Below are 26,647 nucleotides of genomic sequence, written 5' to 3' on the forward strand. Positions count from 1 at the left end.
GCGTGTCACAGCGCCGCTTCGCCGTCCCCGACGTCCCGGACTCCGATCACGAACTGTCCGCCGACGATGCAGTCCACTACCACTGGGACGCCGACATCGAGCCCGCGCTCACCGTCGAACCGGGCAGCGTCGTCCGCTTCGACTGCCGCGACGCGTACGACGGCCAGCTCGACCCGCCCGTAAGCGTCGAGAAACTGCGATCCGTCGACGCCGAGGGGCACCCGCTCACGGGGCCGGTCGCCGTCGCAGGCGCCGAGCCCGGGGATACGCTCGCCGTCGACCTGCTCGCGTTCGAGCACCGTGGCTGGGGCGTCACCGCGGTCCCGCCGGGCGAACGCGAGGGCGGCCTGCTCCCGGCGGAGTTCCGCGACCCGCACGTCCGACAGTGGGACCTGGACGCCCGGCGGAACGGGACGCCGGTCGCGACGTTCGCCGCCGCCGACGCGCCGGACGTGGCGGTGCCGCTGGCCCCGTTCCCCGGCAACCTCGGCGTCGCTCCCGGAGGCGACGGCCCTCACTCGACGATGCCACCGCGTCGCGTTGGCGGCAACATGGACGTGAAGCAGCTGACCGCCGGATCGCGGCTGTATCTCCCCGTCGAAGCGGCGGGCGCGCTGTTCTCGATCGGTGACTGTCACGCCGCACAGGGTGACGGCGAGGTGTGTCTCACGGGCATCGAATCACCTACGACCGTAACTGCCCGGCTCGATCTCGTCGACCACCACTCCGTTCCCGGTCCGCAGTTCGAGACGTCCGGGCCGTTCACGCCCAGCGGGCGCGACGAGCCGATGTACGCCACGACCGGTATCGCGCCGGACCTCATGGACGCGACGAAGGCGGCGATCAGCGACATGATCGCCCACCTGCACGAACGGCGCGGCTTCTCGCGACCGGACGCGTACGTGCTGTGCTCTGCGGCGGTCGACCTGAAGATCAGTCAGGTCGTCGACGCGCCCAATTGGACGGTTTCGGCGTTCCTCCCTGAGTCTGTGCTTGCGGCACCCGACGGTTCCGGCGCGGCGGCGAGTCCCGACGACGAAGCGGGAAACGAATGACCGACCACCGACACGGGACCGGCCCTTCGTTCGGGTTCCAACTGTACAGTGTCCGCGAGGTCGACGACTTCCTCGCCACGGTCGTTGAGCGCGTCGGCGCCGCCGGCATCGACGGGGTGGAGTTCGCAGGCGTCACCGCGGGGGGCGTCGACGGCGACGACCCTGCCGACCTCCGGGAGGCGCTGGAGGCGGCGGGCGTGGCGGCGGCGGGCGCCCACGTCGATCTGTCGGCGATCGAGCCCGACCCGGAGGGCGTCGCCGCAACGTGTCGTGCCGTGGGCTGCGACCGCGTCGTCGTTCCGTGGCTCGATCCCGACCACTTCCGGTCGGGGGAGGCCGTTGACGCCGCCGCCGATCGTCTCTCGGTGGCTGCGGCGGCGATGGCCGAACACGGGCTTGACCTCCACTACCACAACCACGATCAGGAGTTCGAGCGGATCGATGGCGAGTACGCGCTCGACCGGTTGCTGGCGGCGGCTGACGGCGTCAGGCTGGAGCTGGACCTCGGGTGGGCGGGCGCCACGGGTGCCGACCCCCTGGCGCTACTCTCGCGTCACGCCGACCGCATCGACCTGGTCCACCTCAAGGGCTACGACGGTGCAGCGGGGACGACGGTTCCGGTCGGCGAGGGCGACCTCGACCTGTCGGCCGTCGCCCGCGCCGCCCGTGATCACGGCGTCGACTGGGTGATCTACGAGGCCGAAGGCGGCGCGGACACGTACGACACGCTCGATGCGGCCGCCGAGGTCGGCGCGGCGTACTTCGGGCTCTGACCGTGGCGGTGAGCGGTCGTCAAATTCCAGGGGGTCGGGGATCGACGATTCCCGTGTGACGATCTCACGCCGGCAACACGAGGTTGATCGCGGTGACGACCACCCCGGCCAGCCCCATCCGTGCGGCCGCGACGTACCATCGCTGCCCGGAGATACTGCCCATGTACGCCCCGAACGCGCCGAGCACGCACACCGCGATCGCGACCGAGGCCGCTCCGGCGGTCACCATCGTGAACACGGTCCCCTCGAACACGAACGGCGTGAGCGGAAGGAGAATCCCGATCAGGGGTCCGAGCCCGCTCGCGACGGCGTGGACCAGTCTCGTCGTCGACTGCTCGTGCTGGACCCGCGTGTCGTCGAGGTCGACGAGCATCGCCGCTTCGAGCCGGTGGATTTCCGCGCGCGTCTCGGCGCGCTCGATCTCCCAGACGCTCCACACAGCCGAGGTCCCCAGTCCGACGGCGGCGCTCAGACCGATCCTGACGACGACCGTCCCGTTCGGGATTCCGGACAGCACGGCGCCGACGACGATGCCGATCCCGGTCAGAGTCCCGTCGAACCCGTTCGAGACGAAGTACCGCCGGGCGATAGCCCGGACGTCCTCGCGCGCGATCGATCGCGCAATCCGCGTTCGGAGCGACGACACGGTCGATCAGTCGTCCGATTCCGGTGCGAGCGTGTCGCCTGAGGGCCGGTCGCCGCAGGTCACCTCGTCCACCGAGTGGACCGTCGCCCCGAGCCCGTCGATGGTCTCGACGACGGCGTCGTAGTCGATCGGTTCGCCCTCGACGGTCACCGCGATGTTCTGCACCTCGCGGTCCAGTTCGATGAGTCGGGAGCTCGCGGAGTCGACGCCTGGCGTTTCGTTCACCCGTTCGGTGAACTCGACGAGCGGCGGCGCGTGCGGCTTCAAGACGTCGACGACGACCTTGCGAACAGATGCCATGTCGGTGAATACGTCGGATAGCGTATAATAGGTCGGCCGCTGGGAGCCGCCGACCTGTTTTTTCACCTTTGGTGACGTATTCCCGGTATGAGCGCCCCCGATCCAGTGACGATGGACGACGACGAACGCGACGAGTTTCTCGGCGCCGGCGGCGTCGGCGTCCTCTCACTGCACGCCGAGAGAGACGGCGAGCAGCCGCCCCACAGCGTCCCCGTCTCGTACGGCTACGACGGGCACGAGGAGACGTTCTACTTCCGGCTGGCCGTCGGTAGTGACAGCGAGAAGCCCCCGCTTGCCGACCGCGCGGTCGCGTTCGTCACGTACGATACCGTCGGCGACCAGTGGCACAGCGTCGTCGCGTCCGGCCGGCTCGAACGCACCACCGACGGCGACATCTCCACGGAAACGCTGGCTGGGCTGAATCGGGTGGGCATCCCGCTCGTCGACATCTTTGGGCGACCGACGGCGGACGTGCAGTTCGAGTTCTACCGGCTCGTCCCGGATAGCCTCACCGGGCGCAAAGAGTCGAGCCCCGACGTGTGAGCGCTCCGGACGACCCCGGAGCGACGGACACGACCGCGGCCGCCGCTCCGTCACTCCGGCGAGACCTCGGGCTATTCGAGGTCGTGGTCTACGGCGTCGGACTCATCCTCGGTGCAGGGATCTACGCGATCCTCGGCGCCGCCGCGGGCGTCGCCGGTGAGTCGGTACCGCTGGCGTTCCTGTTGGCGGCGGTCGCCGCGTCCTTCACCGGCCTCAGCTACGCGGAACTCGCGTCGCGGTTCCCGCGCGGCGAGGGCGATTACGTGTACGTCCGCGAGGCGTTCGACAACAAACGACTCGCGGAGGTCGTCGCCGTCTTACGCGTGTTCGTCGGGGTCGTCTCGACGGCCGCCGTCGCGATCGCGTTCGCGGGCTACCTCTCCGGATTCGCGAACGTGCCGACCGCAGCCGCCGCCCTCGGGCTCGTGCTCGTCGCCTCCGGGGTCAACTACTGGGGGATCGACCTCTCTGCGAAGCTCAACCTCGTATTTACGATCGCCGAGATCGCCGGTCTAGCTATCGTCATCTGGGTCGGCGCACGGACGTGGGGCACAGTGGACGTGTTCGCGCTCCCCGGCGGCGGGCTCGGCATCGTCGAGGCGACGTTCCTCGTGTTCTTCGCGTACCTCGGCTTCGGCTCGATCGTGAACGTCGCCGAGGAGACCGAGGACCCGACGCGGACAATCCCCCGCGCGGTCGTCCTCGCAATCATCATCACGACCGTGCTGTACGTTCTTGTCGCGTTCTCGGCCGTCGGACTCGTCGACTCGGCCGTCCTCGGTGCGTCGGGGTCGCCGCTCGCGTTCGTCGCCGAGGCGGGCGGCGGCGCGGCGGTCGGCAGCGTCGTCGCCGCGATCGCGCTCACGTCGACGGCCAACACCGTGCTCATCCTGCTGGTGTCGACCTCGCGACTGACGTACGGCGTCTCGAAGTCCGAGTACCGCTCGTTCCCGACAGCGTTCTCTCGCATCCACCCCGAACGACGGACCCCCCATCTCGCGATCGCGCTCGTGGCGGCGCTCACGATCCCGTTTGTTCTCCTCGACGACCTCGTGGTCGTCGCCGGCATCGCGAACGGAGCGCTGTTGGCCGTGTTCGTGGCCGTGAACGCGGCGCTCGTCCGCTTGCGGTACGTCCATCCGGAGGACACGAGCGGCTTCACCGCGCCGCTGACGGTCGGGCGGATCTCCGTCACGGCGGCGCTCGGTGTGCTCACCTCCCTCGGACTGTTCGTGTTCTACCTCGACTCGCTCGTGTAGTGTGAGGCGACTAATCCTGTCGCCAGGAGTGCCGACCCGCCGCTGACTGCCCAGCCCGTCCACACCAGGGCGGTCCGCGTCGCAGTAGGCGACGTGGCGGCGATAGCGACGGACAGGCTGAGGTCCATGACGACGACGACGAGCGCGCCGACGAGATCGAACACGAGGTCCAAGGCCGTGTCGCGCCAGCCGTAGTGGACCAACACCGGTTCGATATCGAGCCACTCGGCGATATCCCGAGCGAACAGTTCGCCGAGTTCCCAGAACACGCCGAGGGCGAGCACGAACCCGACCGTTGCGCCTGCAAGGGCGACGCTCGTGAGGCCGAGACCGACTGGCGGGCGTGAGATAACGACCAGCCCGCTGTACACTATCGAGGCTGCCAGCGCCGCCGAGACGGTGTGCGTGAGGTGATCCCACCACCAGACGGTGTCGTACCAGCCGAGCATCCCGACGACGTGCAGGAACCCTGCCAGCGCGACCCACAGCAACAGTTCCGAGGAGCCGGCGACCGCCTCCGCGACTGCCGGGGGCCCGGTTACTGACAGTCCGAACGGAAACAGCGCGACCGTCAGCGCGAACGCCGCGTTGAACGCGGCGGCCGCGTCACCGCGTCGGACTGCGAGGACGCCGCCGGCAGCGATCCCGATCTGCAGGGAGACGGCACCGAGGTGGACCGCATCGTGCATAGCTACCGGCCATTTCGTGCGACACGACCGCTGCGATCGCCGCGCGAACTCGCCTGCGTGTCGCGTCCGCCATCGTCCGTCTCAGTCGCCGCGTGCGGTCGGTAGCGCGCGGGAAGCGCGGACACGATGTCCGCCGGGAGCGCGGGGACGATCAGCTCGACGAGTCGCGGGAGGATCCGTCGGACGACGGTGTAGACGGCCGCGATTGTGAGCGCGCCGGCGACGACGAACTGCAGCGGTCCGTCGACGACGCCCCACAGTCCGGCCGCGAGCGTCGCCGACAGCAGCAGGTCTTCGGGCGCGCCGTCGTACCGGATCCATCGACGGGGCGCGATCCAGCGCCCGTTGAAGTGGTCGTACACTGCGCGGTCTGCCGTCGCGCGCCAGGGTCGCAGCTCCAACCCGCCGCCGAACACGTCGGCGACGCTGTGTGCGGCCGCGCCGACGAGTCCGGCGGCGATCACGGCGCTCGCGACCGTGTCGAAAAAGAAGGCCGACGGGACGGCGACGGCTGTGGCCGCCGAGTAGTACACCGGGAAGTGGAGCGTGCGGCGATGTCCCACGTACAGGTCCAGATCCGGGAGGGCACCGCCCACCAGTCCCGCCGCGAGCACGAGCGCGGCCGCCTCAGGCGCGACTGCCGCCAGCGGGACCGCAAGGGCGGCTCCAGCAAGCGCGTGGGTGGGGAGCATCATGGCTGTGCCGGGGCCGACGGGGCCCACGCGTTTGAACGTGCCGCGTGATTCGCTGACACGTCTCGTTGTCTCGGTGCCTCGTCGCTCAGTACGGTGGGATCGCCGACTGGACGGCTCTCGCGAGGTCGTGCTGTTCGGTAGTGAGCAGCACGTGAAGGTCATCGAGAGTGATGATCCCCGCGAGCGCGCCGTCGTCGTCGACGACCGGCATCCGCCGGACGCGGGCGTCGGCGAACTCGTCGCACAGTTCGAAGACGCCGATATCGGACGGAACTGTGCTCAGTTCGTCAGTCATGACGTCGGCAGCAGTTCGTGTTTGTGGATCCGCGCTCTCGGCGACGACGCCGAGTGCGAGGTCTCGGTCGGTGACGATTCCGATCGGGCGTCCGTCCTCGGTGATGACGACGCTGCCGACTTGTTCGTCGCGCATCTTGGCGGCAAGCTCGCCGGCTTGTGTGTCCGTCCGGGCGGTGACGACATCGGTTCGCATCAGATCTGAGACAGTCATTCTCCCACATAACCGATCGACCCGCTGGAAGGTATATCGGACAAGTGGTTCTCGACATTTGACAATTGTATAACACTCTTTCTCCGTGATAGTATAAACTCCCGCATACGTCCGGCACCATTTGTACACAGTTCCTCCTGCAAGTAGTGATGATGTCAACGGTTGCTACGCCCGCTGACGACTCACAGTCTGAGCCGCACGAAGCGAGTGTTGCTCGCGCCGCAGACGGGCGGCCAATATCGTACACCGAGTACGGTCGACCGGACGGCGCCCCTGTCGTCTTCTTACATGGAACCCCCGGGTCGCGACTGCTAGGGAAACTCCTCGACCGCCCCGCTCGGAAGCGCGGAGTTCGAGTCCTCGCCCCGGACAGACCGGGATACGGGCGCTCCCCGTCGTGGCCGGACCGGTCGATCCGCGACGCCGCCGAGTTCGTCACCCCGGTACTCGACGACGCCGGCGTGGAAACGGCTGACATCGTCGGGTTCTCCGGGGGTGGGCCGTATGCCCTCGCGACGGCTGCTGATCGACCTGATCGGATAGAGCATGTCGACGTGATCGCCGGAGCCACCCCGCCGTCTGCCGACGGCAACATGCCCGCGGTACAGCGACTTGTGACCCGGCTTGCCACGAGTGCGCCGTCGGTCCTTGGCGGATTGTTTCGGGGCCAGGCGTGGCTCGCAGAGCGGCTGGACCCGTCGTTCGTCGTCGATCAGTACACCAGCGCCGAGGTCGACGATCCGATTTCCGAAGACGTGGCAGCGATCGTTCGTGCGGATTTCGTTGAGGCGCTCGCGGAGCGACGGGGCGGTGCCGTCACCGAGTTCCGTACTACCGCAACGGATTGGGACGTCGACTTTGCCTCGATCACTCCGAGTGTGGGCCTGTGGTACGGTGATACGGACACGAACGTTCCGATCGACGGGGCGCACTGGCTCGAACGGGAACTACCGACCGCACAGTTGCACGTGCTCCAAGGCGCCGACCACATCCGAACACTGACCAGAAGCATCCCCGAGGTGTGCGGGGGAGATCGATGACCGAGGCAACTGGGATCGATCAACTAATGAGGCGAGTCCGCATCCGAGACTCGCCGGGTGACCGTCTCGGAACCGTTCTGACGATCACGCTCCTTCCTGTTCCGATCGTGTCTGCGTTGTACGCTTCTCATCGCCTGCTCGCAGGTACGCCGGAGGCTGGCGGTTCGGGGGCCCTGTCATACCTCATTTACGGCTGTGTCAACCTCCTTGTGGTCGCGATCCTGTACGTGATACTGACACCAAAACGGCGCGAGTCGGTGTTCGTATTTCACCGACCGTCTGCGGGGGAAGTCGCTGGGTCCCTCGGTGCGTTCCTGGCGGGGTTGGGCGTGTATCAGGTGACTGCTCGAGTGAATGCGGTACTCGGTGTCCAGATGTCTGGGTTCTCCTACTCGTTGAACGATCCCATGACGGTATTCGCGGTCGTCGCTGGCGCGGTCGTGCTGGCGCCGGTGACCGAAGAGATCCTGTATCGAGGACTCGTGCTTGGAGCCCTCACCGACCGCGGGATCGGATCTGTGAGCGCGACGGTTGTCATGACTGCCCTGTTCGCCGTCATTCATCTGCCGAACTTCGGTGTCGGTGGGACGATCTTCATTTCAGCGTGGGGGATCCTCCCGGCGATCCTTCGGATCCGCTATGAGAATCTCGTGGGAGCAGTGGTGATGCACGTACTGAACAACCTGTTCGCATACGTGATCGTCGTCAAACTCGGATGAGCGCCCATCGTCGTGCTCGGAGGAACGATTGATATGCGGGTCGGCCGACACCGATTCACGGACAGTATGAAACGAATCCGGTTCTCCGTGACCTACCCCGATCGTCTCGTCCACCCGTTTCACCGGCGGATCATCGACGGTGGACCTCTCTCGCGGGCCGAGCTGTTGATGTGGAGTCCGACCGCGGACGCGACGACACTGTTCTGGTGTGACGGTGGAAAGAACGCCACGGCCGCGGCCGTCGCGGGGATCGACTCCCTCCTCGATACCCACTTCGTTGAGAGCGCTGACGGGACCTACGCGTTTCTTCGACAAGACTCATACGAGTTCCCGGCGGTACTTCTCGACGCGATCGCAGCCGCGCGAGTCATTTTTTTAACCCCCGTCGTCTTTCTTGACTCCGGTAACATTCGATTCGACGCAGTCGGGGAGTCAACTGCCCTCAGCGAGTTTCACGACCGACTCTCTACCCACGGGGATCTCGCGATCGAGTTGGTCCAGGAGTTCGAGCGGCAGACCCGTTCCTCGCGCATCACCGATCGCCAGGATTCAGCGTTAGAGGCCGCCGTCTCGGTGGGGTATTACGAAGTTCCCCGGGATGGAACGATCGCCGACATCGCAGCGGTACTCGACTGCTCGACAAGCACCGCAGGCGAACTCGTTCGAAAGGCCGAGGCGTCCGTGATCCGCGGGTATGTCGGAACGACCGGGGATCAGTGACGGGGAGTCGAGGGCAGTTGCGGGAACCCGGACCGAATTGAGAGTACCATGAGTTATATTCGATTCGAGATATATTATGAATCTACGTACTCATGGCAGCTACCGAAAATCGAATCCGGACGACACACGTCGGAAGCCTCCCGCGACCGCCCGAACTACTGGATCTCCTTACGGCCCGGCAAGACGGCAAAGCGGTCGACGACGAGGAATGGGACGAGACCGTCGCGGACGCGACGCGCGACGTGGTCAGGCGGCAGGCAGAAGCGGGCATCGACGTTGTTAACAACGGCGAGCAGTCGCGGGTCTCGTTCAACTGGTACGTCGCAGATCGGCTCAGCGGGATCGAGGGGAAGCAAGAACAGGAGCTGTGGGCTGACCTCCAGGCGTTCCCCGAGTACGCCGCGGAGACGTTCAAGACGGACGTCATCGATCTTTCGATGCACCCCGTCGTCACCGACCCGGTCGAGTACACGGGCCGCGAAGAGGCCGAAGCCGAGATCGCGGGATTTCGGGAGGCGGTCGACGCCGTCGGCGCCGACTTCGACGAAACGTTCATGACCGCCGCGTCGCCGAGCGTCGTCACCGCCACGCACGTCAACGAGCACTACGACTCCTACGACGAGTACCTTTTCGCCGTCGCCGACGCGATGGCTGAAGAGTATGAGCTCGTCGCCGACGCGGGGCTGACGCTGCAGATCGACGCGCCGGAGTTACTCACGGTCGGTCACACCGCGGCGTACGCCGACGCTCCCTTAACGGAGATCAAAGCGGCGACGCGCCTGCACGTGCAAGCGATAAACGAGGCACTGTCGAACGTCCCCGCCGATCAGGTCCGCCTGCACACCTGCTGGGGGAGCTACGAGGGACCCCACCACCTCGACGCGGACCTCGTCGAGTTGCTCCCCGAGATCTACGAGGCCGATATTTCCGGGCTCAGCGTCGAGCAGGCGAACCCGCGCCACCAGCACGAGTACCGCGCGTTCGCCGAACAGCCGGTGCCCGACGGCTGGACGCTGATCCCGGGCGTCGTCGACGTGAAGACGAACGTCATCGACCATCCGGAGACGATCGCCGACCGGCTGGAACGCGTCGCCGACGCGGTCGACGACTCGACGCCGCTGGTCGCCGCTCCTGACTGCGGCTTCGGCACGCAGGCCGGGCTCGGCATGGTCGACCCGGAGATCGCGTGGGCGAAACTCGAGGCGCTCGACGAGGGCGCCGCAATCGCCACCGACCGGCTGTCCTGACGTCACCTCGCGTGCAAGGCGAGCGCCAACCGGCGATAGCTGTAAGTCGTCTCCCGGTCACCGTCGGACGTGACTGATCCGGTCGTTATCGTCGGCGGCGACGCGGCGGGGTTGAGCGCGGCGAGTAAACTCTCTCGGGATGACCCCGATCGCGAGGTGATCGTGTTCGAGCGCGGCAGATGGGTGTCGTACGCCCACTGCGGCGAGCCGTACTTCGTCAAAGGCGAGGTTGACACGCTCGACGACCTGCTGTCGTTGTCGCCAGCGGAGATCGACGAGCGGGGGATCGACCTCCGACGCGAACACGAGGTCGTTAGTGTCGACACCGAAACCCGGACGGTCACCGTTGAGGGTCCCGACAGCGCGTTCGACCAGCCCTACGGCGAGTTGGTCGTCGCGACGGGTGCGCGCGCCCGGACTGCTCCGATCGCTGGGAGCGAATTAACCGGGGCGTTCACGATCCACGGGCTGGACTCGGCGGCGGCCGTGCGCGCCCTCCTGACCCAGCCTGCGGAGTTCGCCGTTGACGACCTCGGCGGCGGCGACTACGTCGATAAAGCGGAGCTCAAACGGTACGGCGCGATGGAGCCGCCCGAGACCGCCGCGATCGTCGGCGGCGGGTATGTCGGCGTCGAGATGGCAGAAGCGCTCGACGCCTGGGACGTCGACGTGCATCTGTTCCAACGCTCGGCGCTGCCAGTCCCGACGTTCGGCGAAGCCGTGGGGGAGACGGTCGTCGACCACCTCCGGGAGCGAGGCGTCGATCTTCATCTCGGCGCCGAGGTCGACGAGTTGCTCGGCGAGGATGGACGGGTCGCCGGCGTTCGCTGCGGCGACGGATCGACTCTCGACGCGGATCTTGCGGTCGTGGGGGTCGGTGTCGTGCCGAACGTCGAGATCGTCGATGACACGCCAGTCGAACTGGGCGAGATGGGCGCGATCGCCGTCGACGAATACGGCGAGACCGCCGTCGAGGGCGTGTACGCCGCCGGCGACTGTGCCGAGGACCGCCACGTCGTCACGGGTGAACCCACGTGGGTGCCGCTCGGGCTGACGGCGAACCGCGCCGGCCGGGCGATCGGCCAAACGCTGGCCGGGACACCGACAGAAACCGGCGGAATCGCGGGCACGGCCGTGGTCAAGGCGTTCGATGAGGAGTGTGGCCGGACTGGGTTCGTCGACGCCGACGAGGCTCGTGAGGCCGGGTTCGATCCAATCTCACGGACGATCACTGCGGGGTCGCGCTCAGGGTACTACCCCGGGAGCGAGGAGACGACCGTCACGCTCGTTGCCGACCGGGACAGCGAGCGGCTCATCGGGGGGTCGATCGTCGGAACAGACCGAGCGGCGGTCCGCATCGACACCGTCGCGACTGCCCTAGAGGGCGGACTCACCATCGACGAGGTCGAACGACTGGACCTGGCGTACGCGCCGCCGTTCAGTCCCGTCTGGGACCCGGTCCTCGTCGCGGCGAAGGTGCTGAACGGCGCGATAGAGAACTGACCTCTCGATCTACTCGTCTCCGTTTTCCCCCGCCAATAGATCCGCCTCGTAGGCGGCGACCGCCTCGACGACGGCGTCGGCGTCCGCTTCATCGACGTCGAACGCGTCTAGGCTCTCGTACAGCAGGTCCACGGCTCGTTGAATACGCTCTGCGGTGAAGGGGACGTGGAGGTGGGCCTCTCGGACGGGCGCTGCGTCGTACGTCTCTGGCCCCCCCGCCGCCTCACACAGGAAGTCTGTCTGCGTCTCCCGGAGCCGCTCCATGTCGGCGTCCTCGAACAACGGGCCCAACTCCTCATCGGCTTCGAGCCTGTCGTAGAACTCGTCCACCACTGCTCGGATCCCCTCGTGGCCACCGAGACGGTCGTACAGCGTGTCGCTCGCCATGGATACGTGGTCGACGTTGACCGGAAAATGCGTTCCGCTCGACCGACCCCGTCGCGCCGGCCGGGGGACGGCGAGGGCGCGCCGACAGCGACTCACTCCTCGACGACGAGGACACGGAAGTCGTTGACGTTCGTCCCGGTCGCCCCGGTTTGGACCACCGCGTCCCGCTCGCGCAACGCGGGGAGCGCGTCGTTGTCGTCGAGCGCGGTCCGCGCAGCCGCCGCGTCAGCCGCGTCCGCGATCGTCTGCGGCGTCACGAGCGCGCCCGCGGCGTCGGTGCTGCCGTCGTGCCCGTCCGTGTCCGCCGCGAGAAACGCCACCGGTCGCTCCGCGACCGGCGACTCGGGGCGTGCGAACTCGAGCCCGGCGGCGAGGGCGCACTCGAGGTTCGGGCCCCCAGAGCCGTCGCCATCGACGGTCACCGTCGTCTCCCCGCCCGAGAGGACGACCGCCGGCGGCTCGACCGGGTTTCCAGAGTCGGCGACCTCCTCGGCAATCGCGGCGTGTGTCACACCCGCCGCTCGGGCTTCTCCCCGGATCCGACTCGACAGCACAAGCGGGTCGTACCCCAGGTCCGCAGCGGCCGCCGCGGCCGCATCCAGCGCGGTCGCCGCGTTGGCGAGGACGTGCGTCTCGACCCGATCGAAGACAGTCGCGTCGGCGGTCGGCGTCTCCGTTTTTGTGCCGTCTGCGCCTCGCCGTAGGTGGCGGTCCACCGCCGCCGGGGCGTCGATTCCGTACCGGTCGAGCACGGCGAGCGCCTCCGCGTACGTCGAGTCGTCGGGTGCGGTCGGGCCGCTGCCTATCACGCTCAGATCGTCACCGACCACGTCGCTGAAGGCGATCCCAACGACCGTCGCGGGCGCGGCCGCCGCCGCGAGCCGGCCGCCTTTCACTTGCGAGAGGTGCTTGCGGACGGCGTTGATCTCGTCGATGTCGGCGCCAGCGCGCAACAGCGCATCCGTCGTCTCGCGCAGCGCCGCCAGCCCGACGGACTCGGCGGGCGCCGCGAATAGCGCGCTCGCGCCGCCGGTGACCAGCGCGAGCACGAGCGTGTTCTCGTCCGCCGAGCGGGCCAACTCTACCGCGCGGGCGGTGCCCTCGACGCCAGTGCTCGTGGGGACGGGATGACCGCCGACGACTCGGTCGATCTGCGAATTGTCGACGTCGGCTCCCGGGCGGGGGTCGCCGCCTTCGGACGACGCCTCGTCTTCCTCTGGTGAATCTCCGTCGACCGCGTCGACGACGATCACCCCCTCGTCGATCCGCGCGCCCAGCTGCTCCTCCAGCGCGGTGGCGGCGCCGTCGGCCGCCTTGCCGCCGCCGACCACGACGAGTCGGTCGTACGCGTCCAGGTCGTACGCGCCGTCGCCGACGCAGAGCACGCTCGCGTCGACCGAGACGAGCTTGGCGACGACTGTCGCGGGGAGCGCCGCCTCGATGGCTGCAGTTACACAGGCTATCGCGGTTCGTTCTGCGTCTGTCGGGGACGCCCCGCCGAGGTCGTCGGCGGTCGGAACCGACGACTGCTCGTCGTTCGCCATACCGGATCCAGTCACCGAGTCGGTCATAATTGCACCGGCGTGGCTCCCGCTCTCTGTGAACCGCTCCACTCGCAGCCCGGATCCTGGCATCGGTGATCGGCCGACCGCCGAAGGCCTGACAACTCCGGTCGCTATCGACTACCGGCGGGCGGTTCGGTTCGCCACGCCCACAGTACCTCCGCCACGACCCAGACGCCCCCCCACAGCCAGATGAACAGGAACACCAACGCGGTCGAGGTCAACAGGTGTACCTGAAGCAGTTCGACCGCAGCCACCAGCTCGGCGTAAAACAGGACGGCGATCGCGACCGTTACGGTCAGACCGACCACCGAGCAGCCGGTATGGACGACTGCCGTCCGCACGTTCGCGCGCGGGAGCTCAGGTACCGGATCCCGCGGCGACCGACTCGACGCCCCGTCTGGTGTGTTCATACATGTCACGCTCCACACCTATTGTTCACGATCGTTCGACATATAGCTATCGACGACGTAGCGTCGAACGGTATAGTGACAACACATTAGCGATAGCGGTGAGTAACAGTGGTCATCGACCATGTACGATGACATCCTCCTCCCGTTCGACGGCAGCGACGGTGCAACTGCCGTCTTAGAACACGTCGCGGCGATCGCCGACCTCGCGGACGCCACCGTCCACGTGCTCTTTGTCGCCGACACGACACGCGATTCGGTGACGGTAATCGAGGGAGAGACCGTGGACACGCTCGTCCGACACGGGAAGCAGATCGTCGAAGACGCCGAAGCGATGCTCAGATCGCTCGGCATCGACTACGAAACGGACGTAGTACAGGGGGATCCGGCGCCGGAGATCGCCGAGTACGCCGAGCGGTACGGGTCAGACCTGATCGTCATGCCCACTCACGCCAGAGCCGGAATCGCTCGGTTTCTGCTCGGCAGCGTGAGCGAGAAGGTCGTTCGGCTCTCAGCGGTCCCCGTTTTGACGGCTCGAATGCAGGAAGACGAGCGCCTTTCATTTCCCTACGAGAACATCCTTCTCCCAACCGACGGCAGCGAGTGCGCGACTGTCGCCGCCGATCACGGGCTGGCGCTCGCCTCGACACTCGACGCGACCGTCCACGCGCTGTCGGTCGTCGACGATCAGTCACTCGGTCTCGACGTCAGATCGGCGGTCTCGGCCGATGCCGGAGAAGCGACCGCGACGAAGGCGCTCGACGACGTCGTCGCGAGGGCGGAGGACCACGGCGTCCCGGAGGTGGTCCGCCACCTTGTACACGGAAACCCGAAAGCCGAACTCCTCGAGTCCATCGACGAGCACGACATCGACGCCGTCGTCATGGGCACGGTCGGTCGCCGCGGGACTGACCGGATCCTGTTGGGAAGCGTCGCGGAGAAGACCGTTCGGTCGGCGCCGGTCCCGGTGATCACCGTCAGAGCTCCCGAGTGACCGCGAGAACGGGGAAGCACGACGGCAACGTTCATACCACTACGACCGAGTGCGTGCTACATGTCAACTGGTCCCATCGACTACGGGCGACTCTCTGCGGGCCGACACTGCAACTACTGGCGGATGGATCCGACGCTGCGCTCTGTCGTCGAACGGGCCTCCACCGACGACGAGTTTGAATGGGCTGAGCCGGTTCTGGAGCGGTTCGGGCACGCGTGCGGCCACGGCATCGCCGACCGTTCAGACCGGATCGATCGCCACCCGCCCAAACTCCACACGTACGACGCCGACGGCGAGGTCACCAACGAGGTGGAGTACCACCCCGACCAGCGTGAGAACGAGCGCGTCGTCTACGAGGAGTTCCGCCTCACGCACGACCCGTTTCACCCGCCGCCCGGGCGCGACGATCCGGCGAGCTTCACGCATGCGTTGGCGATGCAGGCGTTACTGTCGTACTGCGATGTCGGGTTCACCTGCCCGGCTTCGATGACGACCGGCGCCGCGATCGCCCTCGAGGCGGCCGATCACGACTGCGACGAGTTCTTCGATCGACTGACCAGCGCCGATCTGGACGAACACATCGAGGGTGCGATGTTCCTCACCGAAAAGCAGGGCGGCAGCGACGTGGGAGCGAACGAGGTTCGCGCCGACCCCGCAGACGACGGCACGTATCGGCTGTTCGGCGAGAAGTGGTTCTGTTCGAACATCGACGCGCAAGGGGCACTCGCGCTCGCACGGACGCCGGATGCGCCTGAAGGAACGGCCGGCCTGTCGTTGTTTCTCGTCCCGCGGGAGGTCGACGGCGAGCTCAACGACTCGCTGTTTCGCCGCTTGAAAGACAAGCTCGGGACGCTGTCGGTGCCGACCGGTGAGATCGAGTTCCGCGGCGCCACGGGGTATCTGATCGGCGAGGAGGGCGACGGCTTCAGACTGATGGCCGAGATGATGAACTACGAGCGGCTGACGAACGCGACCGGCGCGCTCGGCGTGATGGGGCGCGCGCTCTTGGAGGCGAAGGCCCACGCGGCCAACCGCGAGGCGTTCGGCAAGCGCTTGGACGATCACGCGTTGATGCGGCGAGACCTGGCCGAGTTGACCGTCGAGTACGAGGGTGCGGCGACGTTTTCGTTCGAAGCGGCTCGGTGGTACAACGAGTACAAACGGGCAGGGGACGAAGCGACTGAGAACCCCGCCGCGGACGGTGAGGACACAGACCGCGCGTTCAAACTCATGCGCGTGCTGGTCCCGGTAGCCAAGTACCGTACCGCCCGCGACTCCGTCGGCGTCGCCTCCTACTGCATGGAGGTGCTCGGCGGAAACGGCTACGTTCGCGAACACACCACGCCTCGCCTGCTCAGGGACACACAGGTGCTCCCCATCTGGGAGGGGTCCTCCAACGTCATCTCGCTGGACGTGCTGCGCGTGCTCGAACGGGAGCGCGCCCACGAGGCGTTGATCCCGTACGTCTCCGATCTGCTCGCCGTCGACGACGGTCTGCTCGCCGGACTGGCCGACGAGATCGGGGAGTCCTTCGAGACACTACAGGCGTCTCTCGGGACGCTCGCAGCCGAGGACACGGAGTATGCCCAGTATCACGCCAAGGAGCTTGCGAATCTGATCTACGACGTGACGACTGCGGCGCTGCTGCTGAACCGCGCTGACGACGCGCTCGCCGACGACGGGGCGGCTGGCGGGACCGACGGGGACGGCGTGACCGCCCCGGACGCGCGGCTCGCGCTCGTCACTGAAGCGTTCGTCGACGAGCACCTCCGCGAGGATCGGTCCCGGGGGATAACTTCGGGGTCGACGGGGCTCGACGACCGCTTCGATGCGATCGCTCGCTACGCGCGCGTCGATCCCGATTCGGTACCGGAGGCGGTCCTCGGGGCAGAGGAGTGACCGGCTGACTCCGCCGGCTATGTCGTCGCGTTCGGATCGATTTCCTCGACGACCAGGTCGAAGCCCCACCTCGCAGCGGGACCGGTATCGCTGGCGACGCCATCAGGATGGGTCGCGTAGCTCGCCTCGAACCGGAAGGACCCGGTCGGGAAGCAGCCGCTTCCGCCCCCGGCACTCGCCGCGTCGTGGGTGACGTATAGCCCGACGAACGCTGTGAGCATCCCGCCAGCGGGGATCTCGACGGTGCCGTACTCCATCGTCTGTGCGATTCCCGAGGCCAGTCGCCAGCATCCGTCATCCGCGAGTGTGAGGTCCGGGACCGATCGGTCGGGTTCACCGTCGATCGACCGCTCGGAGTGAGGGTACCAGACGAGCGTGCCGTCAGCGCTTCTCACGTACTGGAACACCACCGGCCGATACTCGCCGACCACGACGGCCTCGTCGGTTTCGTTTACGACGTCGAGGCGGGCAACGATCGGCGAGCCGTCAGTCACGTACGGGTTCGCGAGCCCGACCCGCGGGCGGACGGGAAGCTCCGGCGCGGGGTCCTGTGCCGCGATTCTCGATCGGTGCGTCGCGTCCGGTGGGTACTCGCGATCGGAGGGTCGAGTGTCGTTTCCGCCGTCGGGGAGCGGTCGGTCGGTCGTCCCGTTCGCGAGGCCGGCGCAGCCGGCGAGTCCCGCGAGACCGAGACCGCCAGCCGCACGGAGGAGTGCGCGTCTGTGTTGCATAGTCGGTGATCGGCGGGTGCGACGATAAGCCCGCCGTAGGGTCAACCGGGTCTTTGACTCATCGGCGCGTCGGGCGCGCCCGGGTAATTCTGCCTGTCGATGACCCACACCGACAGGGAAATGGGCCGTCCCCGGAACACACACGTGTGACGGAGACGATCACGATCGAGGTGCTCCACGTAGTTGCACCGGCGGACCTCGACGACGCCGACCTCCAGCCGACGCTTCGGGACCTCGCCGACTCGCGCCACGTCGTCGTCGGCCGACGCGGCGGTCGGCAGTCGTGGCTCGATCGGGTTCGCGCGTTCCTCGCGCGCGATCCGCTCGACGCGGTGACCGTCGTGATCGACGAGCCCGCGGGCGAGGGCGCAGAGCTGACGCTGCGTGTCGATGAGACCAAGATCGCCGGCGTGTACGTCGCGGCCGGGGTCGAAGCGAGCGACTGAACAGACGCGGACGACGAGGACCCGAACGGACGTGAGGGGGCGTCAGAGCCCGGTCAGTACGTCCTCACTCGAGGTCGAAGCGGTCGAGTCGCATGACCTTCTCCCAGGTGTCGACGAAGTCCTCGACGAACGCCTCCTCGCCGTCCTCGGCGGCGTACACTTCCGAGACGGTGCGCAGGCGGGCGTTCGAGCCGAAGATGAGATCGAAGCGGGTGGCTTCCCACTCGACCTCGCCCGTCTGGCGGTCGCGGCCTTCGAAGACCGCGCGCGACTCCGAGACCGGCTCCCACTCCGTGCCCATGTCCAGCAGGTTCACGAAGAAGTCGTTGGTCAGCGTCCCGGGCTCGTCCGTGAGGACGCCGCGGTCTGTGTCTTGATACGTGGCGTTCAACGCGCGCATGCCGCCCAGCAGGGCGGTCATCTCGTCGACCGTCAGGTTCAGCAGTTCCGACTTGTCGACCAACAGATCCTCGGCGCGGCGCTCGGCTTCGTCGCTGAGGTAGTTGCGGAAGCCGTCGGCCATCGGCTTGAGCGCCTCGAACGACTCGACGTCGGTCTGCTCCTGTGAGGCGTCCGTCCGTCCGGGGGTGAACGAGATGTCGACATCGTACCCGGCGTCAGCGGCCGCCTGCTCGACAGCGGCGTTGCCGCCGAGCACGATCAGGTCCGCGAGCGACACCTTCGTCCCGTCGGACTGGGATGCGTTGAACTCGTTTTGCACTCCTTCGAGGGTGTCGAGCACGGTCTCCAGCTCCCCCGGCTCGTTCACTTCCCAACTGCGCTGGGGCTCGAGACGGACGCGGGCGCCGTTGGCGCCGCCGCGCTTGTCGCTGTCGCGGTACGTCGAGGCCGACGCCCAGGCGGTCTTGACAAGCTGGGAGACCGACAGGTCGGTGTCGAGGATCTCCGACTTGAGCTCGGCGGCCTCCGTGTCGTCGATCAGGTCGTAGTCGGCGTCCGGGAGGGGATCCTGCCACAGCATCTCCTCGTCGGGGACCTCCGGGCCGAGGAACCGAGTCGGCGGGCCCATGTCGCGGTGGATGAGCTTGTACCACGCCTTCGCGAAGCTCATTCCGAACTCCATCGGGTTCTCTCGGAACCGTTCGAGAACCTCGCGGTACTCGGGGTCCTCCTTCAGGGCGATGTCCGTCGTCAGCATCATCACGTCTTCCTTGTCCGAGGGGTCCTGCACACCCGGTGCGGCGTCGTCGAGTTCGCCCTCCTTCGTTGTCCACTGCCACGCGCCGCCGGGGCCCTTCTCGGGCACCCACTCGTGGTCGAGCAGGTTGTCGACGTAGCTCGTGTCCCACTGGGTCGGCGTGGTGTTCCACGGCCCTTCGATACCGCTCGTGATGGTGTCGGGGCCCTTCCCCTCGCCGAAGTCGCTCTCCCAGCCGAAGCCCTGATCCTCCATGGGTGCGGCTGCGGGCTCCGGACCGACGTGTTCCTCGGCGTCGTCGGCGCCGTGTACTTTCCCGAACGTGTGCCCACCGGCGATGAGCGCGACCGTCTCCTCGTCGTTCATGGCCATCTGGCCGAACGAGCTGCGGATGTTCTGTGCCGAGCCTTCGAGGTCGGGCTCGCCGTTGGGTCCCTCGGGATTCACGTAAATGAGCCCCATCACGGTGTTTCCGAGCGGCCACTCGAGATTCCCGTCTTCGTCGAAGCGCTCCTCCGAGGAGGCTTCGAACTCGTCCTCGGGACCCCAGTCGACCGCCTCGTCGGGCTTGTACTCGTCTTCACGGCCGCCGGCGAAGCCGAACGTCTTGAACCCCATCGATTCGAGAGCGACGTTGCCGGCAAGGACGATCAGGTCGCCCCAGGACAGCTTGCGACCGTACTTCTGCTTGACGGGCCACAGCAGGCGGCGCGCCTTGTCGAGATTCGCGTTGTCCGGCCAGCTATCGAGCGGCGGGAGGCGCTGTCGTCCGCCGGAGGCGCCGCCGCGGCCGTCGGACGTCCGATACGTCCCGGCGCTGTGCCACGCCATTCGGATGAACAGGGGACCGTAGTGACCGTAGTCTGCCGGCCACCAATCCTGCGAGGTCGTCATCACGTCCTCGATGTCCGCTTTCACCTCGTCGAACTCGAGCGACTGGAACGCCTCCGCGTAGTCGAACTCCGCTTCCATCGGCCCGGCGCTCTGGGCGTTCTGGTCGAGGATCTCTAGATTCAGCTGGTCCGGCCACCAGTCCGTAGTGGATCTATTCATATTCGGAGTGAAGTCTCCCTCGCATGTTAATATTGTCTTCCGCGATAACGAAGTCTTCACTGTGCCCAAGCGTGGTACCGGATCCGCGAACTATTATTGGTGCTACGGGATTACGGAACGGGTAGGCTGCAGGGAACCGAGCAGTTCGGATCGGCCAATTGGAGGGGTCAGCCATCGGAAATCAGTCATGCCGCAGTCGCGAACAGCGGTCGAATAGTGAGTGTGTCGGCAAAAACGCGGCCGCTAGAACGGGGCGTTGGGCGACCCGCGGCTGGCACCGTCGTTCTGCGTGGCCCGCATCGAATCCGACCCACTGACTGTGTCCCCCTCGGGGACAGCGGTCACATCTCCTGTTTCGACGAACGCCGCTTCGAGTTCGGCGAGTCGTTCGTTGATCGCCTCGCTCTGATTGTGCATGGACGCCGCTCGGACTCGGACGAGATCGTACTCGTGGCGGTCGGACAGCCCGTTCCACGCCCTGAATGATCCGATCGTTAGCGTGTGCGTCTGCGGGCAAAACGGCGTCGTCGGCGTGAACTCCGCGCGGAGGACGGAGTCAAACCTGTCTCTCTCCGCGATCGCATCGGCGGCGTCAGCACGCTCCACGGCGTATCGATAGCCGGCGGTCGTATGCCTTGTGTCCAAGTTCAGTCGCGCCAAGTTGTAATCGAACGTCATATCGTAGACCGTCCGTTCCTCGAATAGCTCGCGCGTCAGCCGGTGAAACGCGATGTGGTCGTCGTCGGTGAGTACGTTGTGAGACGTGAGGAATTCGCCCGGGTGCGGGAGCGTTTCGACCGCGAACTCGTCGTAGCTGTCGAAGAGCCCATTGTCGTCCCTGCCGAACATGGTAGAGGGAATGAACGCCACCGACGTACGCGTATCTCCGGACATGTTCGCCTCCGACGAGCGAACGGTTCGGGTCGGGCAGCGAACTCCGCGACCGACTGTACGGACTGTCGTTCTGGAACATGTTCGGACACAGATGCAGGCGTGAGGCCGTCATACGGTTTCGTATGGGCGCCGTTCCCGGAACTATCACGACCGACCAACAGCCGCCGATGACGCTCCCCCTGCGACACTTCGTCGTGGGGATCGGATTCCTGTGTGGCGGCGTGCTCCTCGGAGTTGGCCTCGCCGTTGATGCCGTGCCGGGTCTGGGCTCGCTCGCCCACGTTCACCTGCTGTTGGCCGGCTGGGTCTGTATCACTATCATGGGCGCGATGACGCAGTTCGTTCCCGTCTGGTCGGGGACGACCTTGCACTCGCGTCGGCTCGCAAGCCTCCAACTCACCCTCGTCGGACTCGGACTGATCGGATTTGTCGCGGGGTTCCTACGCAACTCGCTGGCGTGGCTCGTTCCGTTCGGGGGAGTCATGCTCGTCGGATTCTGGACGTTCGTCTACAACATCGGGCGGACGATGGCGCCCCTCGAGTCGTACGACGTGACCGAACGGCACTTTCTGCTGGCGCTCGGGTTCTTCGTGGTACTCACGGCGCTGGGGGTTCTCCTCGCAGTCGACTTCACGAACCCGCTGTTCGATGGGGGCTCGTTCGCTCGCCCCGGCGTCGTCGCGGCTCACGCGACGCTCGCCGTGTTCGGCGCCGTTTTGACGACCGTCTACGGGGCGCTCTACCAGCTCGGGACGATGTTCACGCAGACCGAACTCCACGGGGCCGACGAGTATCTCCGTCCCGTCGAGGAGGTCGGTCACCCGATCGGCGTCGTGCTCCTCGCCGCCGGTCGGCTCGTGGAGAGCGGTCCCGTGGCCAGGGTCGGCGCGGTGCTCGTCGTCGGGGCGGCGGTAGCGTTCAGCGTCGTGCTCGCGAGGAAGCTCAGTGAGATGCAGGTCCCGCGGACGCCGATGCACACGCGATACGCCGTCGTCGCCGCGGCGCTTGCCGGGTGGTCGCTGTTGACGCTCCCGCCATGGGTCCGTGACCCGACGGCGCCGGCGCACCTGTTTGGTTCGCCCGACGCCGTTCACCTGTTGCTTTTGGGGACCATCGGGTTCGTCGTCTTCGGGACGCTGTATCATATCGTCCCGTTCACTATCTGGGTGCACCGCTACAGCGATCGTCTCGGGTTCGAGGACGTGCCGATGATCGACGACCTCTATGACGACAGGATCGCCGCGATCGATGCGACGCTCCTCTGCGGCGGGACGCTCCTGCTCGTAGTCGCGGAATCGATCCGACTCCCGCCGTTCGTGCGTCTCACGGGCGGTGTATTGGTGTCGCTCGGCGTCGTCGCCTTCGGCGTCAACATGGCGCTCGTCGTGCGCACGCACAGTCCGCACTCGCTGGGTCACATCCTCTTGGGAACGCTTCACCCGAACACGGAGCCCGCGTCGGTGGACAGCACCGCGATGAGGAAGTAACGGTCAGATCGCTCGGGCGACGGTTCCGGCTACGATTCGGCTGTGTGTTCGAGATAGTCGAACTGCGCTTCCAGTTCTCTTCGACGTTGTCGTGAAATAATGGTCGAGTCGAGAACCGATCCGACGACCGCGAGGTCCAACGCGAACTTGGTCGTCGCCGTCACCTCGGTCCCGGCGGCGGTCGGCCGGATCGAGTACGCGGTTCGCAGTTCGTCGAAGATCCCCTCCAGCTATTCGTACGCTATCACGGCATCGGGGTCGTCGACAACCTCCAAGACGAGATTGATCTCGGCGATTCCCACCGAGTTTGCGACGCGTATCGTCCGATCGTCAACGCTTACCTCGTCGAATCCGGCCGAGTTCGTGAACGGCTCGGTATCGAGCATCGCCGCCCGAACTGCCTCGGGAGACGCGAGGATCGTTCGCGTTCGCGTGACTGTCTTCATGATCTCTGTTACAGTGGATATCGGTCGGGTTCGTCTGTATACGGCGGCTCAATCGTCCGACTGCTTCGCCAGGACGATCAGCGCCGTGCTGTCCTCGACCGCGCGGGGCGAGATGTCCTGATCGCCGTCGAAACGGGCGACATCACCGGCGGACACCGCGTGCGTTTCCGATCCCACCTGTAACTCGATCGCTCCGTCCACCAGGTGGAAGATGACGTCGCGGTTGGGGTGTGAGTGGACCGGAACTACTGCTCCCTCTGAGAGCGCGAGTCGGACCGTTTTCGGCTCCGAGCCTGGGAAGACGTTCGCGTGTGGCTCTCCCTCCAATTCGTCGAGTCGCTCGATGACTGTCATGTGGTTGTCGTCCCCAGATCGAAGACGTTCTCCTCGAGCCCTGTTCGAACCGGTTCGTGCTCGGCCCCAGTCGGCGGCGGCGCCGTGACGAGCAGCGCTTCGAGCCGAGTTTCCGGATCCGCTTTGACTCCCCGATCTACGTCCGCCTCCACGGTGACGATGTCGCCGGCCTCAACGTGGTGAGTCTCCTCGCCATCGCGGATGACCCCCGTCCCCGTTCGAACGTGGATCGCGACATCGCTGGACGGTGCGTGGACGGGAATGAACTGTCCAGGCTCGAAGTAGCCGCAGACGACTTTCATCCGATCGCTGCGAAAGGCTTCGACGGCGGAGAACCGGTCGTCGTCGTACCGGCGCTCCGCATCGAAATCAGTCGCTGTCACGCGATGCTCCCCGACCCGGCTCTGTTCGGCGGCGATCGATCACCGGCCGCAAGCTCGGTTCTGGGCTTCCGTACAGTCATGCACGCAACTGTTTGCCGAGTACCAGCAAGAGCGTTGGTTCGAACACGTTCGGATAAACTGTCCTCACAGTAGCGAACCAAGAACCGGTATGGAGCACGACATCGAGTACCTCTCGGAGACCGAAGCGCCGGAGGACAGGCCGTATGAAACCCTCGACGTGCGGGAGCTTCCGCCGCCTAAGCCGTTGCAGAACACGCTCGAGCGACTGGCTGAACTGGATACGAATGTCGTATTGGTCCAGTTAAACGATCGTCGCCCGCAACACCTGTATCCAAAACTGATCGATAGGGGATACGAGTACGACACCGCTGCGGTCGGCGACACGGTCGTCACTGCTATCTTCTCGCGAGAGGAAGATTCCGCCACGTAGCGAGGGGTGGATCCGACGGGACAGACGCGAAGTGTCGTCGAAGGTCATTTGGATCGTCACCCGCGACCGGAACGGGGCCGAGTCTGACTCAGCGAAGGCCCGACCTGCAACCCCCGCTAGTCCGACCGATTGCGCTCAGAGGACCACCCCCAACCGCGACTCTCGGAAATCGACGTGGGCAGGACGGGAACTTACTGCTCGCTCGCTCGTTCCCGGCCGATCGCACTGGCGACCGCGAGCAGGTAGCCGAGGCCGTACTGGACCTCGGGGTCTCTGATCCCCCGTGCGAGCCCGAGTGCGCCGACGCGATCCGGCTCTGCGTCCTCGGCTGCACCGACGCCGTCGAGGAGCGTCTTGATCCCCTCGCGGGTGTCTTCATCAGCGGCGGTGTCGGCGACCTCACCGAGTCCCGTCCCCGTCGCAGCCAGCGAGCGCACCATCTCGTCACTGAGCGCCGCGGTCGCGAGCGACCCGACCTCGGCGATCTCAGCCAACTCGTCGAGCGTGCCCGACCGCTGGAGCGTTACCAGCGTGTCGAGCGCTTCGGTTAGCTCCTCGCCGTTGTCGCCGACGGCAGCCGCGAGCGCGACCGTCTCCTCGGTCGCGAGTCCATCAGCCGATTCGGCGAGCGTTCCGGCGGTACTTGACAGCTCCCGGACCATCTCGTCGCTGAGGGCGCTCTCGCCGAGCGAGAGTACGTCCAGCAGTTCGTTGACCGCGTCCAGCCGCTCGACGAACGAGGCGACTGCCTCGGGATTCTCCGCAATCGCTTCCTCGAGCGCGTCTCGGTCCGCCGGCTCTTCCTCGGGATGAGCCGCCTCTGAGTCGCTCATGTTACAGTAACCCCCTGGCTGTGAGCCAGTACGCCTCGTTGTACGCCAGCTTCGACCAGTGGAGCTTCTCCGAGGGCGGCGCGGGCGACGGTGGGTTCTCGTAGTCGAACTCAACGAACGACGCCTCGTCCATACCAGTCTCGATGAAGCACAGGGTCTTGCCGTCGTAGGTCTCGGTTGCGGGGTAGCCGCGGATGTGGCTCGCGAGTCGCTGGCCGACCACGCCGGCCTGGTAGTGTGCGACGCTGCCGGCGTTGGGCACGCCGGTCGAGGCGGTGTCGCCCAGCGCGTACACGTTCTCGGCGTGCTCGGCTTCGAGCGTGTGTTTGTCCACCTCGACCCAGCCCCGATCGCCGAGGCCCGCTTCTTCGATTAGGTCGACGCCGCGGTGCGGGGGAATGTCGACGAGAAGATCGTACTCGAGGTCGGTCCCTTCCATCGACGAAATGACCTGCGCTTCGGGGTCGACCTCCTCGGCGTTGAAGAACGTCTCGACCCCGATGTCGCGCTCGTCCATCTTCGGGCGCGCCCACTCGGCGATGTTCGGGTTGCCGTGGACGCGGTTCACCGGGTACGTGTAGGTAATCTCGACGTCGTCGCGTAGCCCGCGTTCTCGGAACCACGCGTCCGCCATGAAGACGAACTCCAGTGGCGCGGCGGGGCACATGTGAGGCGTCCCGACAACGCTGAGCACGAGATGGCCGTCGGTGAACGACAGTAACTGCTCTCGCAGGGCCTCTGCGCCGTCCTCGCTGTAGAAGTTGTAGCCAGCTTCGGCGAGGCCCGGAACCTCCTCGGGCGCGAGCGTCGACCCCGTCGCGAGCACGAGGTGATCGTACTCCGTCGGACCGGTTCCGTCTCGGTGCTCGATCCGCTTGGCGTCGGTGTCGATATCGGTCACCCGGTCGATCCGCAGGTCAACGCGATCGTCGACGAGTTCCGAGAGCGGACGGCGACCGTCCGCCGACTCGCGCTTGCCGAACGGGACGTACAGCCACACCGGTTTGTACACGTGATCGGGGCCGTCATTGACAAGCGTCACGTGAACGTCGCCGTCGTCGATCTCGGTGGCGAGTCGTTCGGCGAGATCGTTTGCGAGCACGCTCCCACCGGTGCCCGCACCGACGATGACGATCTCTTCGCTCATGCTTTCTCCACGTAGAACTCGTACCCGTCGTCGGTCTCCACGAGTTCGAGGAGATCGTTGCCCGACTCCTCGGCCCACTCGGGGACGTCGGTAGTCGACTGCTCGTTGTCGCTTAACAGCTGAACGATGTCACCTGAGTCCGCGCTTTTGATCGCTCCGATCAAGTCCATCAGCGGTCCGGGACACGCTGCACCTCTCGCGTCTACAGTTTTGTCGGCATCGTACGCTGGTTCACTCATGGCTCTACTTGTGGATAGGCCCGGCAGTATTTTAGTATTGCTGGTCAAGTCCAAGACTCTGGGATCGATCGAAAG

Annotated in this window: 31 protein-coding genes; 14 read left to right on the plus strand and 17 right to left on the minus strand. The window is 66.4% G+C overall.

What is annotated here, in order from left to right:
- The first annotated feature begins 2 nt into the window (after positions 1–2).
- Positions 3–1,055 (plus strand): acetamidase/formamidase family protein, encoded by a 1,053-nt coding sequence (locus P0Y41_RS16490; protein ID WP_284063524.1) that lies wholly within the window; start codon positions 3–5, stop codon positions 1,053–1,055.
- Positions 1,052–1,828: a sugar phosphate isomerase/epimerase family protein gene (locus tag P0Y41_RS16495; RefSeq protein ID WP_284063525.1), complete on the plus strand. Its 777-nt coding sequence runs from the start codon at positions 1,052–1,054 to the stop codon at positions 1,826–1,828. Before P0Y41_RS16490 ends, P0Y41_RS16495 begins: the two co-directional genes overlap by 4 nt.
- Positions 1,829–1,892: 64 nt before the next feature.
- Here P0Y41_RS16495 and P0Y41_RS16500 read toward each other — a convergent pair whose 3' ends face one another.
- Complete coding sequence (locus tag P0Y41_RS16500; RefSeq protein ID WP_284063526.1) at positions 1,893–2,474, minus strand: VIT1/CCC1 transporter family protein; 582 nt, start codon at positions 2,472–2,474, stop codon at positions 1,893–1,895.
- A gap of 6 nt (positions 2,475–2,480) precedes the next feature.
- On the minus strand, positions 2,481–2,774 hold the full coding sequence (locus P0Y41_RS16505; RefSeq protein ID WP_284063527.1) for a DUF211 domain-containing protein: 294 nt from the start codon (positions 2,772–2,774) through the stop codon (positions 2,481–2,483).
- A gap of 87 nt (positions 2,775–2,861) precedes the next feature.
- Here P0Y41_RS16505 and P0Y41_RS16510 point away from each other — a divergent pair, with 87 nt between their 5' ends.
- Together P0Y41_RS16510 and P0Y41_RS16515 are read left to right on the plus strand one after the other, a co-directional pair.
- A complete protein-coding gene (locus P0Y41_RS16510; RefSeq protein ID WP_284063528.1) occupies positions 2,862–3,317 on the plus strand; it encodes a pyridoxamine 5'-phosphate oxidase family protein in 456 nt (151 codons plus the stop codon).
- A complete protein-coding gene (locus tag P0Y41_RS16515) occupies positions 3,314–4,576 on the plus strand; it encodes an APC family permease (RefSeq protein WP_284063529.1) in 1,263 nt (420 codons plus the stop codon). The genes P0Y41_RS16510 and P0Y41_RS16515 overlap by 4 nt, the downstream gene beginning before the upstream one ends.
- On the opposite strand, the gene P0Y41_RS16520 is transcribed toward P0Y41_RS16515, so the two are convergent.
- The 3 genes from P0Y41_RS16520 to P0Y41_RS16530 all read right to left on the minus strand — a co-directional run bounded on the left by P0Y41_RS16520 (position 4,555) and on the right by P0Y41_RS16530 (position 6,450).
- Entirely contained in the window at positions 4,555–5,265 is a 711-nt protein-coding gene (locus P0Y41_RS16520) for a DUF2238 domain-containing protein (protein ID WP_284063530.1), read from the minus strand. The two genes, P0Y41_RS16515 and P0Y41_RS16520, sit on opposite strands and share 22 nt — an antisense overlap.
- A 2-nt stretch (positions 5,266–5,267) precedes the next feature.
- Positions 5,268–5,960, minus strand: coding sequence for a metal-dependent hydrolase (locus P0Y41_RS16525; protein ID WP_284063531.1), 693 nt, complete (start codon positions 5,958–5,960; stop codon positions 5,268–5,270).
- 85 nt (positions 5,961–6,045) lie between these two features.
- Entirely contained in the window at positions 6,046–6,450 is a 405-nt protein-coding gene (locus P0Y41_RS16530) for a CBS domain-containing protein (protein ID WP_284063532.1), read from the minus strand.
- Positions 6,451–6,620: 170 nt separating this feature from the next.
- Between P0Y41_RS16530 and P0Y41_RS16535 the strand changes: the two genes are divergently transcribed.
- The 5 genes from P0Y41_RS16535 to P0Y41_RS16555 all read left to right on the plus strand — a co-directional run bounded on the left by P0Y41_RS16535 (position 6,621) and on the right by P0Y41_RS16555 (position 11,697).
- Positions 6,621–7,508 (plus strand): alpha/beta fold hydrolase, encoded by an 888-nt coding sequence (locus P0Y41_RS16535; protein WP_284063533.1) that lies wholly within the window; start codon positions 6,621–6,623, stop codon positions 7,506–7,508.
- Entirely contained in the window at positions 7,505–8,227 is a 723-nt protein-coding gene (locus P0Y41_RS16540; protein ID WP_284063534.1) for a CPBP family intramembrane glutamic endopeptidase, read from the plus strand. Before P0Y41_RS16535 ends, P0Y41_RS16540 begins: the two co-directional genes overlap by 4 nt.
- Before the next feature lie 66 nt (positions 8,228–8,293).
- Entirely contained in the window at positions 8,294–8,947 is a 654-nt protein-coding gene (locus P0Y41_RS16545; RefSeq protein WP_284063535.1) for a helix-turn-helix domain-containing protein, read from the plus strand.
- 92 nt (positions 8,948–9,039) lie between these two features.
- Positions 9,040–10,194: a cobalamin-independent methionine synthase II family protein gene (locus P0Y41_RS16550; protein WP_284063536.1), complete on the plus strand. Its 1,155-nt coding sequence runs from the start codon at positions 9,040–9,042 to the stop codon at positions 10,192–10,194.
- A gap of 69 nt (positions 10,195–10,263) precedes the next feature.
- Positions 10,264–11,697, plus strand: a complete 1,434-nt coding sequence (locus P0Y41_RS16555) for an FAD-dependent oxidoreductase (protein WP_284063537.1) — start codon at positions 10,264–10,266, stop codon at positions 11,695–11,697.
- Between the two features lie 9 nt (positions 11,698–11,706).
- On the opposite strand, the gene P0Y41_RS16560 is transcribed toward P0Y41_RS16555, so the two are convergent.
- From P0Y41_RS16560 to P0Y41_RS16570, 3 genes are all read right to left on the minus strand, one after another.
- Positions 11,707–12,084, minus strand: a complete 378-nt coding sequence (locus tag P0Y41_RS16560; RefSeq protein ID WP_284063538.1) for a truncated hemoglobin — start codon at positions 12,082–12,084, stop codon at positions 11,707–11,709.
- A gap of 92 nt (positions 12,085–12,176) precedes the next feature.
- On the minus strand, positions 12,177–13,628 hold the full coding sequence (locus P0Y41_RS16565; RefSeq protein WP_284063539.1) for a glycerate kinase type-2 family protein: 1,452 nt from the start codon (positions 13,626–13,628) through the stop codon (positions 12,177–12,179).
- A 131-nt stretch (positions 13,629–13,759) separates the two neighbouring features.
- The gene (locus P0Y41_RS16570) at positions 13,760–14,059 is read right to left on the minus strand and encodes a hypothetical protein (RefSeq protein WP_284063540.1); all 300 of its coding nucleotides are present in this window, start codon (positions 14,057–14,059) and stop codon (positions 13,760–13,762) included.
- Between the two features lie 121 nt (positions 14,060–14,180).
- Here P0Y41_RS16570 and P0Y41_RS16575 point away from each other — a divergent pair, with 121 nt between their 5' ends.
- Complete coding sequence (locus P0Y41_RS16575) at positions 14,181–15,050, plus strand: universal stress protein (RefSeq protein ID WP_284063541.1); 870 nt, start codon at positions 14,181–14,183, stop codon at positions 15,048–15,050.
- 60 nt (positions 15,051–15,110) lie between these two features.
- Positions 15,111–16,949: an acyl-CoA dehydrogenase family protein gene (locus tag P0Y41_RS16580; protein ID WP_284063542.1), complete on the plus strand. Its 1,839-nt coding sequence runs from the start codon at positions 15,111–15,113 to the stop codon at positions 16,947–16,949.
- Between the two features lie 17 nt (positions 16,950–16,966).
- Here the strand turns inward: P0Y41_RS16580 and P0Y41_RS16585 are convergent, their stop codons facing one another.
- Positions 16,967–17,680, minus strand: coding sequence for a hypothetical protein (locus P0Y41_RS16585; protein ID WP_284063543.1), 714 nt, complete (start codon positions 17,678–17,680; stop codon positions 16,967–16,969).
- A gap of 146 nt (positions 17,681–17,826) precedes the next feature.
- On the opposite strand from P0Y41_RS16585, the gene P0Y41_RS16590 reads away from it, so the two are divergent.
- A complete protein-coding gene (locus tag P0Y41_RS16590; RefSeq protein ID WP_284063544.1) occupies positions 17,827–18,126 on the plus strand; it encodes a DUF7526 family protein in 300 nt (99 codons plus the stop codon).
- Positions 18,127–18,190: 64 nt separating this feature from the next.
- Here P0Y41_RS16590 and katG read toward each other — a convergent pair whose 3' ends face one another.
- Together katG and P0Y41_RS16600 are read right to left on the minus strand one after the other, a co-directional pair.
- Positions 18,191–20,338 (minus strand): catalase/peroxidase HPI, encoded by a 2,148-nt coding sequence (gene katG, locus P0Y41_RS16595; protein ID WP_284063545.1) that lies wholly within the window; start codon positions 20,336–20,338, stop codon positions 18,191–18,193.
- A gap of 243 nt (positions 20,339–20,581) precedes the next feature.
- Positions 20,582–21,187 carry a DUF7998 family protein gene (locus tag P0Y41_RS16600; protein ID WP_284063546.1) on the minus strand — a complete coding sequence of 202 codons (606 nt, stop codon included), beginning with the start codon at positions 21,185–21,187 and terminating at the stop codon, positions 20,582–20,584.
- Between the two features lie 167 nt (positions 21,188–21,354).
- Between P0Y41_RS16600 and P0Y41_RS16605 the strand changes: the two genes are divergently transcribed.
- Positions 21,355–22,719 (plus strand): heme-copper oxidase family protein, encoded by a 1,365-nt coding sequence (locus P0Y41_RS16605; RefSeq protein ID WP_284063547.1) that lies wholly within the window; start codon positions 21,355–21,357, stop codon positions 22,717–22,719.
- 230 nt (positions 22,720–22,949) lie between these two features.
- On the opposite strand, the gene P0Y41_RS17875 is transcribed toward P0Y41_RS16605, so the two are convergent.
- The 3 genes from P0Y41_RS17875 to P0Y41_RS16620 all read right to left on the minus strand — a co-directional run bounded on the left by P0Y41_RS17875 (position 22,950) and on the right by P0Y41_RS16620 (position 23,902).
- The gene (locus tag P0Y41_RS17875) at positions 22,950–23,105 is read right to left on the minus strand and encodes a hypothetical protein (RefSeq protein ID WP_321170869.1); all 156 of its coding nucleotides are present in this window, start codon (positions 23,103–23,105) and stop codon (positions 22,950–22,952) included.
- Positions 23,106–23,213: 108 nt separating this feature from the next.
- Complete coding sequence (locus tag P0Y41_RS16615) at positions 23,214–23,519, minus strand: cupin domain-containing protein (RefSeq protein ID WP_284063548.1); 306 nt, start codon at positions 23,517–23,519, stop codon at positions 23,214–23,216.
- Positions 23,516–23,902, minus strand: a complete 387-nt coding sequence (locus P0Y41_RS16620) for a cupin domain-containing protein (RefSeq protein WP_284063549.1) — start codon at positions 23,900–23,902, stop codon at positions 23,516–23,518. Before P0Y41_RS16620 ends, P0Y41_RS16615 begins: the two co-directional genes overlap by 4 nt.
- Before the next feature lie 169 nt (positions 23,903–24,071).
- Here P0Y41_RS16620 and P0Y41_RS16625 point away from each other — a divergent pair, with 169 nt between their 5' ends.
- A complete protein-coding gene (locus tag P0Y41_RS16625) occupies positions 24,072–24,353 on the plus strand; it encodes a DUF2249 domain-containing protein (RefSeq protein ID WP_284063550.1) in 282 nt (93 codons plus the stop codon).
- A 191-nt stretch (positions 24,354–24,544) separates the two neighbouring features.
- Here P0Y41_RS16625 and P0Y41_RS16630 read toward each other — a convergent pair whose 3' ends face one another.
- The 3 genes from P0Y41_RS16630 to P0Y41_RS16640 are packed head-to-tail and all read right to left on the minus strand — an operon-like array spanning position 24,545 to position 26,572.
- Positions 24,545–25,186 (minus strand): helical membrane plugin domain-containing protein, encoded by a 642-nt coding sequence (locus P0Y41_RS16630; RefSeq protein WP_284063551.1) that lies wholly within the window; start codon positions 25,184–25,186, stop codon positions 24,545–24,547.
- Position 25,187: 1 nt separating this feature from the next.
- Positions 25,188–26,333 (minus strand): NAD(P)/FAD-dependent oxidoreductase, encoded by a 1,146-nt coding sequence (locus tag P0Y41_RS16635; protein ID WP_284063552.1) that lies wholly within the window; start codon positions 26,331–26,333, stop codon positions 25,188–25,190.
- Positions 26,330–26,572, minus strand: coding sequence for a sulfurtransferase TusA family protein (locus P0Y41_RS16640; RefSeq protein WP_284063553.1), 243 nt, complete (start codon positions 26,570–26,572; stop codon positions 26,330–26,332). The genes P0Y41_RS16635 and P0Y41_RS16640 overlap by 4 nt, the downstream gene beginning before the upstream one ends.
- Positions 26,573–26,647: the final 75 nt, after the last annotated feature.

Source organism: Halobaculum halobium, assembly GCF_030127145.1.
In the GTDB taxonomy this organism is placed as follows: Archaea; Halobacteriota; Halobacteria; order Halobacteriales; family Haloferacaceae; genus Halobaculum; species Halobaculum halobium.